This window comes from Streptomyces sp. NPDC054842 (genome assembly GCF_053611025.1).
This window is the reverse complement of record NZ_JBSGZN010000029.1, coordinates 1-15937: the sequence shown is the minus strand read 5'-3', so window position 1 is coordinate 15937 and position 15937 is coordinate 1. Positions and strand designations below refer to the sequence as shown.

The following is a 15937-nucleotide window of genomic DNA, read 5'->3' as shown; positions in this document are numbered from 1 at the left end:
CGCCGGCCTCCGCGCGGCCCTCCTCAAGACGTACCGGACTCGTCGGCGGTCTCGTCCTCGTCGTCGCGCTCGCCCTCGGCCTGCGAGGGGGTGGCGGCACCGGGGTCCGTGTGCCCGGTGTCGTGGGTGGCCCCGGAGGAATCGGTGCCGGTGTCCGGCTCGCCCTCGGCCTGGGACGGGGTGTGCTCGCTCATGATCAGCCTTCCGGGTCGACCGGGGCGCCGCTCGGGCGCCCGCCGTGTCCTGATGGGTCCGCCCGGCGTGCCGAGGACACCCGGCCACTACGGCGACCGTGGCGCCGAGCCCCTTCCGCGGGACCGCCGACGTCGCCCGTCACGCACGGACGCCGGTGCGGGTACCCACGGCACCACGGATCACCCGCGCGCCCGGAACGATCTCCTCCGCGCTTAATTCCGTTGCCCCCGCCCACTGCCGCCTGCTGCACTACGGGGGACGAACCGTCCCCGACCCCAGGAGCACCGATGCGCGCAGCGTCCATGTCCACCGCCGAAGGAACGATCACCTCTTCAAAGGACATGACGCCCTGTGCCCACCCTGAACCTGGGAATCCTCGCGCACGTAGACGCCGGTAAGACGAGCCTGACGGAGCGGCTGCTGCACACCGTCGGGGTCATCGACGAGCTCGGCAGTGTCGACGACGGCAGCACCCGCACCGACACCCTCGCCCTGGAACGGCAGCGCGGCATCACGATCAAGTCCGCCGTCGTGTCGTTCGCGATCGGCGACCTCACCGTCGACCTGATCGACACTCCCGGTCACCCGGACTTCATCGCCGAGGTGGAGCGCGTGCTCAGCGTGCTCGACGGGGCGGTCCTGGTGGTGTCGGCGGTGGAGGGCGTCCAGGCGCAGACGCGCGTGCTGATGCGGACGCTCCAGCGGCTGCGGATTCCGACCCTCGTGTTCGTGAACAAGATCGACCGGTCCGGCGCCCGGTACGCGCCGCTGCTGGACAGCGTGGCCGCGCGGCTCACCCCGGCGATCGTCCCCATGGGCGACGTCCGTGCCCCGGGCACTCCGGACGCCGGCTTCGTGCCCTTCTCCGCGCCGCGGCTCCGGGCGCCGCTGCTCGACGTGCTCGCCGGCCACGACGACGCGCTGCTCGCCGCGTACGTCGACGGAGGCGTCTCCGACGACCGGCTCCGCGCCTCTCTCGTACGCCAGACCGGCCGGGCCCGCGTGCATCCGGTCTACTTCGGGTCCGCCATCACGGGAGCGGGCGTTCCGGAGCTGGTCGCCGGGATCCGGGAGCTGCTCCCCGCCGCCGGGGGCCGGGCCGACGGGGAGGTCGAGGGCACCGTCTTCAAGGTCGAACGGGGTCCGGCGGGGGAGAAGATCGCCTACGCGCGGATGTTCTCCGGCACCCTGCGGACGCGCGACCGGATCACCTACGGGGACGGCCGTGAGGGCAAGATCACGGGGATCGACGTCTTCGAGAACGGTGCGGCGGTCGGTGACACGGCCGTGGCCGCGGGACGGATCGGCAGGCTCCGGGGCCTCGCCGACATCCGCATCGGGGACGCCCTCGGCCGGTCGTCACGGCCGGGCGCGGAGCGTCATTTCGCGCCGCCGACCCTGGAGACGGTCGTCGTCCCCCGCCGGCCCGGCGACAAGGGCGCCCTGCACGTGGCGCTCACCCAACTCGCCGAACAGGACCCGCTGATCGCGCTGCGCACCGACGAACTCCGCCAGAAGATCTCCGTGTCGCTGTACGGGGAGGTCCAGAAGGAGGTCGTGCAGGCGACCCTCGCCGACGAGTTCGGACTCGACGTCGGCTTCCGTGAGACGACGACCATCTGCGTCGAGCGCCCCGTCGGCAGTGGCGCGGCAGTCGAGTTCAACGGCAGGGAGCCCAACCCGTTCCTCGCGACCGTCGGACTGCGGGTCGACCCGGCGCCGGCCGGCAGCGGTGTGGGGTTCCGGCTCGGAGTGGAACTCGGGTCGATGCCGTACGCCTTCTTCAAGGCGGTCGAGGACACCGTGCGGGACACCCTGCGCCAGGGAGTGCACGGCTGGGAGGTCACCGACTGCACGGTGACCATGACGCACTCGGGCTACTCGCCGCGTCAGAGCCACGCTCACCAGCGCTTCGACAAGAGCATGTCGAGCACGGGCGCCGACTTCCGCGGGCTGACCCCGCTGGTCCTGATGAGCGCGCTGCGCCGGGCGGGCTCCCGCGTGCACGAGCCGATGCACCGCTTCAGCCTGGAGACTCCGGCCGACACGCTCACGGCCGTCCTGCCCGTGCTGGCGAAACTTCGCGCCGTCCCCGAGGCGACCAGTACGCGCGGAGCGACAAGCGTGCTGGAGGGCCGGATCCCGGCGGCGGCGGTCCACGAACTGGGCGTGCTGCTGCCGGGACTGTCCCGGGGCGAGGGCGAACTGGACGCCGTGTTCGACCACTACGCCCCCGTCGCACGGGGGACCGTCCCGGAACGCCCGCGCACGGACCACAACCCGCTGGACCGCAAGGGCTACCTGCTCAAGGTGACGCGGCGGGTGGGGAGTTGAGCGGGGCAAGCCCGGGCGGCGGGGCGTCGGGGCGACAGGACGACGGGGCGACGGGGCGGCGGGGCGACGGCCGTGCTGGCTCGCCTGCACGTGACGGCACCCGTTGCCGCGGCCCCCGAACCGGGCGGCACGGAGGCTCACCGGCCCCCGCTCACCGCTTCGGGAGCGGGGGCCAGGCGTGGGGCGCCGGTCAGGGAACGGAGCACTGTCGATAGAGCGGAGCGCCGCTTACGGGACGGATCGCTAGCTGCGGCTTGAAGCGCCGCTCACGGAACGGAGCGCCGCTCATAAAAGGGGAGCGCTGCCCACGGAAGTCTCGGAGCGGAGCGCCGGTCACGGGAGCGAGCACCAGTCTCGGAGCGGAGCGCCGCCCACGGAACGGAGCGGTGCCCACGGAAGAGAGCGCCGCTCAAGGAACGGAGCGCCGGCCACGGTCTGGAGCGCCGCTCATGGAACGGAGCGCCGGCCACGGAAGTGAGCGCCGCCCACGGTCCAGAGAGCTGCGCACGGAAGTGAGCGCCTCCCACGGCTCGAAGCACCGGTCACGTCACGAAGCACTGCCCACGAGACGGAGCACCGCTCATGAAACGGAGCGCCGATCACGGTCTGGAGCGCCGCCCGGAGAGCGGAGCGCCAGTCAGGGAATGGAGCGCCGCCCACGGAACAGAGGACCGGTCACCGTCCGGAGCACCGGCATCAAAAACGGAGCACCGGTCTTGAAGCCGAGCGTCGGTCACGGCCCGGAGCGCCGCCCACGGAACGGAGCACCGGTCACCGTCCGGAGCACCGGCATCAAAGACCGAGCACCGGTCTTGAAGCCGAGCGTCGGTCACGGCCCGGAGCGCCGCCCGCAAAACGGAGACCGCTCAGGAAACGGAGCGCCTATCACGGTCCTGAGCGCCGCCTAGAGAGCGGAGCGCCAGTCAGCGAATGGAGCGCCGCCCACGGAACGGAGCACCGGTCACTGTCCGTAGCACCGGTATCTGAGTGGAGCGCCGGTTTCGGTCCGGAGCACCGCCCACAAACCGGAGCACCGCCCACAAACCGGAGCACCGCCCACAAACCGGAGCCCCGCTCACAAACCGGAGCACCGCCCAAAGAACGGACCCCCCACAGACCGGACCGCCCCCCCCCACAGACCGGACCGCCCCCCACACACAGACCGGCCCCCCACGGACCGGACCACCGCCCGCCCCCCCCACGCCCCCCGAACGCCCCCCCGCCAGAGCCCACGTCCACCTAACAGCGCGCGTCACCCAGCCGAGACCCCGGTCCAGCCGGCCGGCACCCTGGCCAGCCGCACGCGCTGCGGGTGGTCGCCGACCGCCACGGACGCCGTCTTCCGGCCGGTGGCGAAGTCGATCGCGGTGACCCGGTCGGCGCCGCTCTCGGAGACGACGCAGGACCGGCCGTCGCCGCTGACGGTCGCCCAGTACGGCTTGGAGGCGGTGACGAGCGGCCCCTCCTGGAGGGTCTCCCGGTCGACGACGGTCGCGTAGTCGTCCATCGTCCCGGCGACGCACAGCTTGGTGCCGTCGGGGCTGACCGACATGCCGTGGTGGCGGGAGTCGTTGACCCATGTGGTGCGGTCGTTGCTGGTGGCGGGGTTCTTCGGGAGGGTCTTCACGCGGGTGATCCGGTCGCTCCCGACGTCGTACTCCAGGAAGCCGTTGAAGAACGACACCTGGAAGTACAGCTTCGACTCGTCGGGGCTGAAGACCGCGGGCCGCACGGCGTCGGAGTGGTCCTTGAGGCCGATCGCGTCGAGTCGCTGCCGCATGTCGATCACCTTGACCTGCTTGAAGGTGCTCGTGTCCACGACGGTGATGCGCCGGTCGCCCTTCGTCCAGTCGAGCCAGGGTTCGTCGAGGGCGGTGTTGACGTCTCCGATGGACATGTTCCAGATGTACCGGCCGTCGCGCGAGAAGACGTTCTCGTGGGGCTTGTCGCCGGTGGCGAAGGAACCGAGCTGGCGGCCGGTGACGATGTCGAGGACGTGCACGGTGTTCGCGGTCGAGGCCGAGACCGCGACGCGGGTGCCGTCGGGGGAGACGGCCATGTGGTCGGCCCGGTAACCGGACACCCGGAAGCGCCAGTTGATCCGGCCGGTGGCCAGGTCGATGGAGACCACGTCGGCGAAGCTCGGGCGCGAGACGACCATCGATGTCCCGTCGGGGGTGGCGTACATGTCGTCGACGAGCTGGTCGTGGCCCTCGCCGACGCCGTTGCGGATGCCGAGGAAGAACGCCCACTTGATGGGGTCGGCGTTGATCTCCGCCATGCGTGCCGCCTTGTCCGGTACGACGTCGATCCGGCCGATTCTCGACAGGTCCCCGGTGGACTCGATGACGTCGGCGGTGCCGTCCCAGTTGTTGCCCACGAACATCACCTCGCGCGGTCCGGCGGAGGAGGCCGCGGGGGAGGGGGCCGTGGCGGCCGTGGCGGCGTTCGTGGTGGCGCACAGGGCGAGGGTCAGTGCGGTGGCCAGGGTGCACAGGTGCCGTGAGCGAGGGGCAGACATGGCGGTCCTTGTCGTAGAGGGGGGTGAAATGGCAAGGGCATGACAAGGGAATCTGAACACGCCCGCGTTCAGAGTTGACTTACTGGAAAGTAAGGAGCGGGGCGCCCTCTCCACAAGACTCCGGGCAGGACAAAATCGACCGAGGGCCGGACCGGCCGGCGATGGGGGAGGCAGGGGTGGCGGGCAGGCTGAGGCAGCCGACCGGGCGGTACGGCGGCCGGTCCGCCGAGGAGCGGCAGGCCGAACGCCGACGGCGCTTCCTGGAGGCCGCCCTCCAGGTGTTCGGCGACCGCCCCGGCTTCCGGGCGGCCACCGTCGCGGCGCTCAGCGAGGCGGCGGGCCTGTCCACCCGCCAGTTCTACGAGGAGTTCCGCACCCTGGAGGACGTGCTGGCCGCCCTGCACCTCCAGGTCAACGACTGGGCCGAGGCGGCGGCCCTGGCGGCGCTCGCCGAGGCCCGCGAGCTGCCGCTCGCCGAGCGTGTCGCCGCGGTCTTCCGTGCCTACGCGGCCGACGTCACCTCCGACCCGCGCCGGATCCGCATCACGTTCGTCGAGATCATCGGGGTCAGCCCGGCACTGGAGGAGCAGCGGCTCGACCGCCGGGCCCGCTGGGTGGACCTCATCTGCGCGGAGGCGGACGCGGCGGCGGCACGCGGCGAGGCGGCTTTCCGCGACTACCGGATCGCCGCGACCGCGTTCATCGGTGGCGTGAACGGTCTGCTCCACGACTGGAGCGCCGGCCGGGTGGACGCCACCCTGGACCAGGTCGTCGAGGAACTCGTGCGCCAACTGCTCGCCGTGCTGCGCCCCGTGGGCTGGTCCCCGGGCGGCCACCACCCCTGAAACCCCTGCCGGGGCGGCGTGCCGCGCGGTCCCGCTCACCGCACCGATCGCGGTCCGGCCGCTCGTGGTCGTGGCCGGAACTCGCCCTGGCTCCGGTCCGCGCCCGATGATCGAATCACGTCTTTGTCCTCAGCGAAGGGAACAGTTGTGCCTGTGACGACGTATGCGGACCTGCACCGACAGGTGTCCGCGGACATAGAGGCCGAGGTGCGGGCCGCCGTCGGGCGTCTCGGCCCCTCGGCGACCGCCGTCAGGAGCGCGGTCACGGGACTCCTGCGGCACCGTGAGTTCGCGTATCCGCTCTCGGTGCTGCCGATGGTCGTGCACGCCGCGGAGACCGGCGCTCCCGGACCGGCCGCCCCGCTGGCCGCCGTGCACGTCCTGTGGTGGACGTCCGCCTGCCACCTCGACGACCTGGCCGACGGGCAGGGCGCGGTGCGCGTCGGTGGCCTGCACCCGAGCGAAGCGCTCCTCGCGGCCGTCGTCGCGGGACTGCCGCTGCCCGTTCTGGCCCTGCGGTCACCGCGGATCCCCGAGGCGGTGCGCGGCGATCTGACGGCCGAGGTCCTGAACGGGCTGGTCGCCGCCGCCGAGGGCCAGTTGCGCGACCTCCGGGCCGATGTCGCCGGCGCCGACCGGCAGCGGGTGGTCGCCGCCTACCGGGGGAAGTCCGGCGCCCCGTTCGCCATGATCACGGCGATGGCGGCGATCCTGGCGGGGGCGCCGGCCGAAAGGGTCGAGCGCTGGCGGGAGTTCGGCTGCGTCTTCGGCGTCCTGTGGCAGATCTTCAACGACCAGGAGGACATCCTGTCGGGCCGCGACGAGGACCTGGCGAACGGCACGGTGACCTATCTGCTGGCCTGCGCGCTCCAGGACGCCCCGCCCGCCGAGAGGGCGCTCCTGCTGAAGGCGCACGCCGCCGCCCGGACGTCCGGCTCCGCCCGGGCCGAGGTCACCGCGGTGCTCCTCGACGCCGCGCTGCTCCGCCGCTGCCGGGACGACCTCGACGCCTTCCGAGCCGACGCGCACCGGCTGTTGCGCGAACTGGGCGGCGACGAGGAGTACCTCGCCGTACTGCGGCACCTCGTGGACGAGTCGTCCCGGATGCGGCTGGAGCCCGGCCCCGTCGAACAGCTCAGCGCCGGGCGGCCGTGACGGCCAGGGCGAGCACCGCGGCCGAGACCAGGACGGCGCCCACTACCACCCCGAGGTAGAGGCGGCGCCGTAGCGAGCGGTACAACGTCTCGTACTCGGACCGCAGTTGCGCTGCGCGCTCCGCCGTGCGTTCCCAGCAGCGGCGGTTGAGCGCGAGGTGGTGCTCGGCGTAGCGCGCCTCCACCTCCTCCCGCTGGGTGTCCGTGAGCCACCGCAACGACCCGGTGAAGAGGGCGGCTTCGGCCCTGCCCTCGGCGCGCGCGGCCTCGACGAGGAGATGGCCCTCCAGTTGCCTGATCCAGAGGTCCGCGTCGGGCAGATGGTCGTCGGTGGCCGTCATCGCACCTCCATCGGAGCTCCGGCGGTTCCGTCCACCGCCGGACCCGAGGGCACGCCCGAGGCGGCGATCTCCGGGTGGTGCAGGTCGAACGCCGGGGATTCGGAGCGGATCCGCGGCAGGGTGAGGAAGTTGTGGCGCGGCGGCGGGCAGGAGGTCGCCCACTCCAGCGAACGGCCGTAGCCCCACGGGTCGTCGACCTCGATCTTCCTGCCGTACTTGGCGGTCTTCCAGACGTTGTAGAAGAACGGCAGGAACGACAGCCCGAGGACGAAGGAGAAGACGCTCGACACGGTGTTGAGCGTGGTGAGACCTTCCACCGCCAGATAGTCGGGAATGCGGCGCTGCATTCCGTTGGCGCCCAGCCAGTGCTGCACGAGGAACGTGCCGTGGAACCCGATGAACAGCGTCCAGAAGGTGACTTTCCCGAGCCGCTCGTCGAGCATCCTGCCGGTGAACTTGGGCCACCAGAAATGGAATCCGGCGAACATCGCGAACACGACCGTGCCGAAGATGACGTAATGGAAGTGCGCCACCACGAAATAGGTGTCCGACACGGGGAAGTCCATCGGCGGCGAGGCGAGCATGACGCCGGTCAGACCACCGAAGACGAACGTGATCAGGAAGCCGGTCGCCCAGAGCATCGGGGTCTCGAAGGACAACGAGCCCTGCCACATGGTCCCGATCCAGTTGAAGAACTTCACGCCGGTCGGTACGGCGATGAGGAACGTCATGAAGGAGAAGAACGGGAGCAGGACGCCGCCGGTGACGTACATGTGGTGCGCCCACACGGTCACGGACAGGCCGGCGATGGCGATGGTCGCGCCGATGAGGCCCATGTAGCCGAACATCGGCTTGCGGGAGAACACCGGGATGACTTCGGAGATGATCCCGAAGAACGGCAGGGCGATGATGTACACCTCTGGATGGCCGAAGAACCAGAAGAGGTGTTGCCACAGCAACGCGCCGCCGTTCGCGGCGTCGAAGATGTGTGCCCCGAATTTCCGGTCCGCCTCCAGGGCGAACAGGGCCGCCGCGAGCACGGGGAAGGCCAGCAGCACCAGGACCGCGGTGAGCAGGACGTTCCAGACGAAGATCGGCATGCGGAACATCGTCATGCCGGGCGCGCGCATGCAGATGATCGTGGTGATGAAGTTGACCGCGCCGAGGATCGTGCCGAAGCCGGAGAAGGCCAGACCCATGATCCACATGTCGGCGCCGATGCCCGGCGAACGGACCGCGTCCGAGAGCGGGCTGTAGGCGAACCAGCCGAAGTCGGCCGCGCCCTGCGGGGTGAGGAAACCGCCCACCGCGATCAGCGAGCCGAACAGGTAGAGCCAGTAGGCGAACATGTTCAGCCGCGGGAACGCCACGTCGGGCGCGCCGATCTGCAGCGGCATGATCCAGTTGGCGAATCCGGCGAACAGCGGCGTCGCGAACATCAGCAGCATGATCGTGCCGTGCATCGTGAACGCCTGGTTGAACTGCTCGTTCGACATGATCTGCAGACCCGGCCGCGCCAGCTCCGCACGCATCAGCAGCGCCATGACGCCACCGATGCAGAAGAACGCGAACGACGTGATCAGGTACAGCGAGCCGATCGTCTTGTGGTCGGTGGTCGTCAGCCACCTGACGGCGGTGGCTCCGGGCCGGTGGGTGCGTACGGGCGGGGACGGCGCGGACGGCGGCGTCGTCGCGGTGTTGCTCTCCATGCCCCGCCTGTGTCCGCACCCAGCGCGGCCGTCACACTCGGGGGAAGCGACGAGCGTCACACCGGCCGGTGTGACGAACACCGGCCTGCCGGACACCTACGGGACATGAGCAACGACGAGATCTTCGCCGCTGCCTATCGCGAGCACTACTGGGCGGTCAGCCGCTACGTTGCGCGGCGACTGGACGGCCGGACGAGCGAGGTGGAGGAAGTGGTGGCGGAGGTGTTCACCGTCGCCTGGCGCCGGCGTGCGGAGCTGCCGGCGACCCCGCTGCCCTGGCTGTACGGCGTCGCCCGCAACTGCCTGGCCAACGCCGTACGCGGGTACGGCCGCCGGCGACGGCTCGTCGACCGCATCGGCCACCACGAGACCGCCCACCGACGGCAGATCGTGGACAGCCCCGACACCGAGACGCCCGGCGCCTGGGTGCACGAGGCCCTGGCCCGCCTGGCCCCCGGCGACCAGGAGGTGCTGCGCCTCACGGCGTGGGAGGGACTCGGGATCGACGAGATCGCCGTCGCCCTCGGCTGCGGGAGCAGAGCCGCGGCGATGCGGCTGCACCGCGCCCGTGGCCGCCTGAGGACCGAGATCGACCGCATGCGGGACACCTGGCGCCCCCACGCGTCCGCGACGCCCGGCGCCGGCACGCCCGGCCACGACAGCACGGAGCACGGCCATGGCTGACGAACTCGACCTGCTGCGCCGCGCCGACCCGGTGCCGTCCGACGACCCCCGCTTCCGCGACCGGCCCCTCGACCGGCGGGCCGAACGCCGGCTGGACCACCTGCTGACCGGCGCCCCGGCGCGCGTACGGCCGCCGGGCGTACGGCACAAGCGGCGCTGGGCCTGGGGCCTCGCCGCGTCCGCCGCCGTCGCGACGCTCGCGCTGACCCTGCTGCTGTCCGGGACGACGACCGCGCCCGCCGTCGCCGCCCCCCGCCCGCTGCTCGTCGAGACCGGTTCCGCCGCCGTCCCGCTGGACCGGATCGCCGACCGGGCGGCCGCCGCCGGCGACAAGACGCCCCTGCGCCGGGGCACGCACGTCCAGACGTGGAGCCTCGCGATGACCGGCGGACCCGGTGCCCGGCCGCCGCTCACCCTCCCCGAGGAGCGCGTCGTGCGCTGGAAGGCCGACGGCAGCCACACGGAACTCGTCGTGGCGACCGACCCGCGCCACCCGGGCAGGCCCGTGATCACCGACAGCGGGGACACCCCGCGCACCGTCGAGGACGGGCACGTCCTGAGCCGGCGGTCGTACCCGCCCAGCTGGAGCGACGCCCCGCCCGCCGCGCGTCCCCCGCACGACGCCCGACGGCTGCGCGCCTACCTGGAGGAGATCGACCCCGTCGACACCATGGACACGCCCCGGCTGCTGGACGCCACGGCGGTACTCCTGGACAACTGGACCCTGGGCGGACGCGAGTCGGCGGCCCTGATCCGGCTCCTCGCCGACGCCGACGGGCTGCGGCCGCTCGGCGCCGTGACCGACCGCCTGGGACGCGAAGGGCAGGCGTACGTGTACGGGGACGCGGCGCACTCCACGCGCCGGATGCTGGTCCTGGACCCGTCGACCGGCGCCGTCCTCGGACTGGAGGACACCGTCACCGAGGCCGAACCGGAGTACGGCGTCGAGGCGGGCGACGTGATGTCGTATAGCGCGTGGATGCGATGACCGCGTGCCGGGCCGGTCACCGGTGACGTACGGCGCGGTGCGGCGGACCACCCCGCCCGTCAGGGCGGGAGCCGGCGCCGACGGCGCGCGCGGGGACGCACCGCCCGCAGGACGGCGCGCACCAGGATCCAGGACGCCGCCGGCCACCGCCTCGGCGGGACCGCGCCCTGCCGCCGGGCCGGCGCCGGACGCGACCGGCCCATGGTCGCCCGCGCCGAGACGGTCCAGGTCACACGGGACGTGAACCGGGCCTGCGGCCAGCGCCGCGTCACTCGTCCCATGCCTGGAGCAGTGTGTGATCGACGATCTTCCCGTCGCGCAGGGACATCATCGACTGGGACAGCACCTTCACCCCGTCCGGATACTGGCAGGACTCCGTGTAGGCGACGCGGTCGCCCTGGACGACGCACTGCTCCATCTTGTGGGTCATGTCGCGGCTGTAGACGTCGGCGAGCATCTCGCCGATCTTGTCCCGGCCGTGCATGACCATCGGGTGGCTGGGCTGCGTGTTGCGGTCGACGACCCGGATCTCGGCGTCGTCCGCGTAGAGCGACAGGAGTGCCGCCGCGCTGTGTCCTTCGATGCCCCGGCGCAGAGCCTCGGTGTCGAAGGCGGGACCTGCTGCGGTGCCCATGATGACCTCCTTGAGGGCCGCGGCCCGGCGAGGAGCGGGCCGCGAGGGCCCCTCCTTCGAGGCTCCTCCGCCGCGCGACGGTCGGCAAGCGCAGGCCGCGCTGTGCGCCTCTCGGGTGAGGAGCCCGGTACGGCCGTGTCCGGACGGGGCCCGGCAGCGTTGCTGAAGTCATGATCTCAACACGACGCATCGTTGCCGCCGTTGGTCTCGTTGTCAGTGCCACGGGGCTCGCCGCCCCGGCCGCGAACGCGCTCGGTGCCGACACCCTCGGCGTGGCGCCGATCAGCCCGGTCGCCCAGCTCGACGCGCTCGCCCAGAGCAACGTCCCGGCCGAGCACCGCGAGCAGCTTCCGCACGTGTCCAGCCAGCTCGCGGGCCTCAAGCGACTGCACGACCTCAACCAGCTGCACCAGGCGACCGACCTCGTCGCCCCCGTCGTCGGGCTGCTCCCCGTCGGCTGACACCGGGTACGCGCCGGCTCCCAGGAGTCCGGCACCGCGCTCCGAGGGCCCCCGCTCCGGCGGGGGCCCTTGACATTCCCCGGGCGCGGCCGGAGCATCCCGGTAGTTGAACGAACGAAAGTTCACTTTGCGAACAACCTCGCTCGGGCCGACTCCGGGCATCCTGGTTGTGTATGCCGTAGTGACGTACCGAAGGAAGCCGCGCCATGGCCATCACCCGTGAACTGCTGATCGGCGGCAAGGACGTCCCCGCCGCCTCGGGCCGCACCGCCGAGGACGTCGACCCCTACACCGGCGAGGTGTACGCCACGGTCGCCGCCGCCGGCCCCGAGGACGTCACGCGGGCCGTGGACGCCGCCGACGCCGCCTTTGACGGATGGGCCGCGCTCGCCCCCTTCGCCCGGCGGAAGATCTTCCTCGACGCGGCCGACCTGCTCGACGACAGGGGCGACGAGGTGGCCGGGCTGATGGCGCGGGAGGCCGGCGGGACCCGGCCGTGGGCCCTCTTCAACGTCTCGCTGGCCGCGAACATTTTGCGCGAGGCGGCCGCCGCGATCACCGCCCCGCGCGGCGAGGTCCTCAGCGCCCAGGAGGAGGGAGTGCTGGGACTCGCGGTACGCGAACCGCTCGGCGTCGTCGCCGCCTTCGCCCCCTGGAACGCCCCCGTCATCCTCGGCACCCGGGCCGTCGCCGCGCCGCTGGCCGCGGGCAACACCGTGGTCGTCAAGGCGAGCGAGGACGCGCCGATCGCCTGCGCGCTGCTGGTCGCGGACGTCCTGCGGGAAGCGGGACTGCCCGACGGAGTACTCAACGTGATCACCAACGACCGTGCGGACGCGGCCGAGATCGCCGAGACGCTGATCGCCGACCCCCGCGTGCGCGCCGTCAACTTCACCGGCTCCACCGGCGTCGGCCGCGTCATCGGCACCCACGCCGCCAGGCATCTCAAGCCCGCGGTGCTGGAGTTGGGCGGCAAGAACGCCGTGCTCGTGCTCGACGACGCTGACGTGGACTACGCCGTCGACGCCGTCACCTTCGGGGTCTTCATGAACTCCGGGCAGATCTGCATGTCGGGCGACCGCATCCTCGTCCACGAGTCCCTCGCCGAGGAGTTCACCCGCAAGTTCACCGAGAAGGTCGCCTCGCTCCGGGCCGGCGACCCCGGCCACCCGCACACCGTCGTCGGCCCGCTGGTCACCGCCTCCGCCGCCCGGCGGGTCGCCGCGCTCGTCGAGGACGCCGTGGCCAAGGGCGGCACCGTCCTCACCGGAGGCGGCGAGCCGGACGGCGCGGTGCATTCCGCGACCGTGCTCACCGGCGTCCCGAAGGACGCGGAGCTGTACTACGCGGAGGCGTTCGGACCGGTCTGCGTCGTGGAGACCTTCGCCGACGACGACAGCGCCGTGGCCGTCGCCAACGACACGGACAACGGGCTGACCTGCGGGGTCATCACGGAGAACGCCACGCACGGACTCGCCGTCGCCCGCCGGATCCGTACCGGCATCGTGCACGTCAACGACCAGTCCGTCGCCGACGAGCCGCACGCGCCCTTCGGCGGCGTCAAGGCCTCCGGCTACGGGCGGTTCGGCGGGCGCTGGGGCGTCGAGGCGTTCTCCAGCACGCGATGGGTGACCATCGCCACCCAGCAGGCCCGCTACCCGTTCTGACGGACAGTCAGTAAATGGTGCGAAGGTCAGCCCGAGGTCGCGAGGAACTGCGTGGCCGCCAGTTCGGCGTACAGCGGGTCCCGCGCGACGAGTTCACGGTGGGTGCCCACCGCCCGCACGCGGCCCGCGTCCATCACGACGATCCGGTCCGCCATCGTCACCGTGGACAGCCGGTGCGCGACGACCAGGACCGTCGTCGTCCGGGACACGTCGGCGACCGTGTCGCGCAGCGCCGCCTCGTTCACGGCGTCCAGTTGCGAGGTGGCCTCGTCCAGGAGCAGCAGGCGGGGGCGGCGCAGCAGGGCGCGGGCGATGGCCACGCGCTGGCGCTCGCCGCCGGAGAGCCTCGTGCCGCGGTGGCCGACCAGCGTGTCCAGGCCGCGCGGCAGCCGTTCGAGCAGACCGTCGAGGCGGGTCGTCTTCACCACCCGGTCCAGCTCCGCCTCGTCCGCCTCCGGGTTCCCCAGCAGCAGGTTGTCGCGCATCGTGCCCGAGAGGACCGGGGCGTCCTGTTCGACGTAGCCGATGGCGGCCCGCAGCCGGGGCAGCTCCCAGTCCTCCAGCGGGCGCCCGTCGACGCTGATGACGCCCGCCTCCGGCTCGTAGAAGCGCTCGATGAGCGAGAACACGGTCGTCTTGCCCGCGCCGGACGGCCCGACGAACGCGGTCATGCCCTGCGCGGGGACGGCGAACGTCACACCGTGGTGGACGTACGGCAGATCGTCGGCGTACCGGAAGCGGACGTCCTCGAAGGCGAGCGCGGCCGGTTCCGCGCCCGGCGAGGGCAACGGCGCCGCCCGGGACACCGGTTCGGCCGGCAGGCTGAGCGCCTCCTGGATCCGGGCCAGCGCCGCGGCACCGGTCTGGTACTGCGTGACGGCGCCGACGACCTGCTGGATCGGCGACATCAGATAGAAGACGTAGAGCAGGAACGCGACCAGCGTGCCGACGTCGATGGCGCCCGTCGCGACCCGGGCGCCGCCCACCGCGAGCACGGTGATGAACGCGATCTGCATCGCGAGGCCCGCCGTGTTGCCCGCGGCGGCCGACCACTTGGCCGCGCTCACGCTCTGCCGCCACGACTCCTGCGCCGCCGCGTGCACGGCCCGTTCCTCCCGCTGCTCGGCGCCGGACGCCTTGACCGTGCGGAGCGCGCCGAGGACCCGCTCCAGCGAGGCGCCCATCACGCCGACCGCGTCCTGCGCCCGGCGGCTCGCCCGGTTGATGCGCGGCACGATCACGCCGAGCACGGTGCCCGCGCCCAGGACCACCGCCAGGGTGACGCCCAGCAGCACCGGGTCGACGAAGCCCATCATCGCGACGGTCGCGGCCAGGGTCAGCCCGCCGGTGCCGAGCCCCACGAGCGAGTCGGTGGTGACCTCCCGCAGCAGCGTCGTGTCCGAGGTGATGCGGGCCATCAGGTCGCCCGGCTCGCTGCGGTCCACCGCCGGTATCCGCAGCCGCAGCAGGTACGAGGACAGGGTGCGCCGGGCGCCGAGCACCACGGACTCCGCGGTGCGCCGCAGGACGTACGAACCGAGCGCGCCCACCGTCGCGTTGGCGACCACCAGCACCGACAGGCCGAGCAGGGCGCCGGTGATGGAGCGGTCGTGCGAGAGGTCGTCGATGAGCCGTCGTGCCACCAGCGGCAGGACCAGCCCCGTGGCCCCGGTGCCGAGCGCGAGCAGCGCGCCCGCCAGCAGTGCCCACCGGTGCGGCCGTACGTACCCGAACAGCAACCGCCAGGCGGGCGGGGCCGCTTCGGTCTGGGCGATGGTCACGGCGCTCCTCGTGGGAGTCGGGGCGGAACTTCCAGGCTACGTCCCCGTGTTCCCGGCCAGGGGCGGGACCAGGGGATTCGCGGGGCGCCCGCGAGTTCGCCGGGGCGGGCCCGCGGTCGTGAAGCAGGGCGTCACGCCGCACGGAACCACCGGCGAGGTGCCGTGGAGGAACCCGCCACTGATCCGCAGCCGCTCCCCGGGGGCACCGATCGGCCCGGAACCGCCCCGCGCGTGCCCGGGACGTTTTCCGGGCCCGCCCCGTCACCCACCTGGCACGCTACCCGCCGGTCACCCCGTAGGGTCGGCTGACGGAACGTCTACTGAGGAAAGGTTCACCACATGGCGCAGGAAGTACGCGGCGTGATCGCACCGGGCAAGGACGAGCCGGTGCGCGTCGAGACCATCGTCGTGCCCGATCCGGGGCCCGGCGAGGCCGTGGTGCGGATCCAGGCGTGCGGGGTGTGCCACACCGATCTGCACTACAAGCAGGGCGGGATCAACGACGACTTCCCGTTCCTGCTGGGCCACGAGGCGGCGGGTGTGGTCGAGTCGGTCGGTGCGGATGTCACGGATGTGGCGCCGGGTGACTTCGTGATCCTCAACTGGCGTGCCGTGTGCGGGCA

14 protein-coding genes are annotated in these 15937 nt (G+C 72.2%); 8 read left to right on the top strand and 6 right to left on the bottom strand.

The genetic code is table 11. From position 1 onward, the window contains the following. Positions 1-23 precede the first annotated feature (23 nt). Positions 24-194: a hypothetical protein gene (locus tag ACWGIS_RS22550; protein ID WP_453364249.1), complete on the bottom strand. Its 171-nt coding sequence runs from the start codon at positions 192-194 to the stop codon at positions 24-26. Positions 195-546: 352 nt separating this feature from the next. Between ACWGIS_RS22550 and ACWGIS_RS22545 the strand changes: the two genes are divergently transcribed. After that, positions 547-2529 (top strand): GTP-binding protein, encoded by a 1983-nt coding sequence (locus ACWGIS_RS22545; protein ID WP_453364248.1) that lies wholly within the window; start codon positions 547-549, stop codon positions 2527-2529. Between the two features lie 1252 nt (positions 2530-3781). On the opposite strand, the gene ACWGIS_RS22540 is transcribed toward ACWGIS_RS22545, so the two are convergent. After that, a complete protein-coding gene (locus ACWGIS_RS22540; protein ID WP_453364247.1) occupies positions 3782-5050 on the bottom strand; it encodes a YncE family protein in 1269 nt (422 codons plus the stop codon). Between the two features lie 176 nt (positions 5051-5226). On the opposite strand from ACWGIS_RS22540, the gene ACWGIS_RS22535 reads away from it, so the two are divergent. Together ACWGIS_RS22535 and ACWGIS_RS22530 are read left to right on the top strand one after the other, a co-directional pair. Next, positions 5227-5895: a TetR/AcrR family transcriptional regulator gene (locus ACWGIS_RS22535; protein ID WP_453364246.1), complete on the top strand. Its 669-nt coding sequence runs from the start codon at positions 5227-5229 to the stop codon at positions 5893-5895. A 153-nt stretch (positions 5896-6048) separates the two neighbouring features. Further along, positions 6049-7050 (top strand): polyprenyl synthetase family protein, encoded by a 1002-nt coding sequence (locus ACWGIS_RS22530; protein ID WP_453364245.1) that lies wholly within the window; start codon positions 6049-6051, stop codon positions 7048-7050. Here ACWGIS_RS22530 and ACWGIS_RS22525 read toward each other — a convergent pair. Continuing rightward, the gene (locus ACWGIS_RS22525) at positions 7031-7390 is read right to left on the bottom strand and encodes a hypothetical protein (protein WP_453364244.1); all 360 of its coding nucleotides are present in this window, start codon (positions 7388-7390) and stop codon (positions 7031-7033) included. The two genes, ACWGIS_RS22530 and ACWGIS_RS22525, sit on opposite strands and share 20 nt — an antisense overlap. Beyond that, positions 7387-9099, bottom strand: a complete 1713-nt coding sequence (gene ctaD / locus ACWGIS_RS22520) for an aa3-type cytochrome oxidase subunit I (RefSeq protein WP_453364243.1) — start codon at positions 9097-9099, stop codon at positions 7387-7389. Before ctaD ends, ACWGIS_RS22525 begins: the two co-directional genes overlap by 4 nt. 105 nt (positions 9100-9204) lie before the next feature. Here ctaD and ACWGIS_RS22515 point away from each other — a divergent pair, with 105 nt between their 5' ends. Together ACWGIS_RS22515 and ACWGIS_RS22510 are read left to right on the top strand one after the other, a co-directional pair. Then, on the top strand, positions 9205-9783 hold the full coding sequence (locus ACWGIS_RS22515; protein WP_453364242.1) for an RNA polymerase sigma factor: 579 nt from the start codon (positions 9205-9207) through the stop codon (positions 9781-9783). Then, positions 9776-10771 carry a CU044_5270 family protein gene (locus ACWGIS_RS22510; protein WP_453364241.1) on the top strand — a complete coding sequence of 332 codons (996 nt, stop codon included), beginning with the start codon at positions 9776-9778 and terminating at the stop codon, positions 10769-10771. Before ACWGIS_RS22515 ends, ACWGIS_RS22510 begins: the two co-directional genes overlap by 8 nt. Positions 10772-11039: 268 nt before the next feature. Here the strand turns inward: ACWGIS_RS22510 and ACWGIS_RS22505 are convergent, their stop codons facing one another. Further along, positions 11040-11405 (bottom strand): nuclear transport factor 2 family protein, encoded by a 366-nt coding sequence (locus ACWGIS_RS22505; protein WP_453364240.1) that lies wholly within the window; start codon positions 11403-11405, stop codon positions 11040-11042. Positions 11406-11575: 170 nt separating this feature from the next. Here ACWGIS_RS22505 and ACWGIS_RS22500 point away from each other — a divergent pair, with 170 nt between their 5' ends. Beyond that, a complete protein-coding gene (locus ACWGIS_RS22500) occupies positions 11576-11866 on the top strand; it encodes a hypothetical protein (protein WP_453364239.1) in 291 nt (96 codons plus the stop codon). A gap of 206 nt (positions 11867-12072) precedes the next feature. Beyond that, complete coding sequence (locus ACWGIS_RS22495; protein WP_453364238.1) at positions 12073-13533, top strand: aldehyde dehydrogenase family protein; 1461 nt, start codon at positions 12073-12075, stop codon at positions 13531-13533. Between the two features lie 26 nt (positions 13534-13559). Here ACWGIS_RS22495 and ACWGIS_RS22490 read toward each other — a convergent pair whose 3' ends face one another. Further along, positions 13560-15314, bottom strand: coding sequence for an ABC transporter ATP-binding protein (locus tag ACWGIS_RS22490; protein WP_453364237.1), 1755 nt, complete (start codon positions 15312-15314; stop codon positions 13560-13562). Between the two features lie 339 nt (positions 15315-15653). Here ACWGIS_RS22490 and ACWGIS_RS22485 point away from each other — a divergent pair. Next, the coding region (locus ACWGIS_RS22485) for an alcohol dehydrogenase catalytic domain-containing protein (RefSeq protein WP_453364236.1) at positions 15654-15937 on the top strand (284 nt) is incomplete at its 3' end.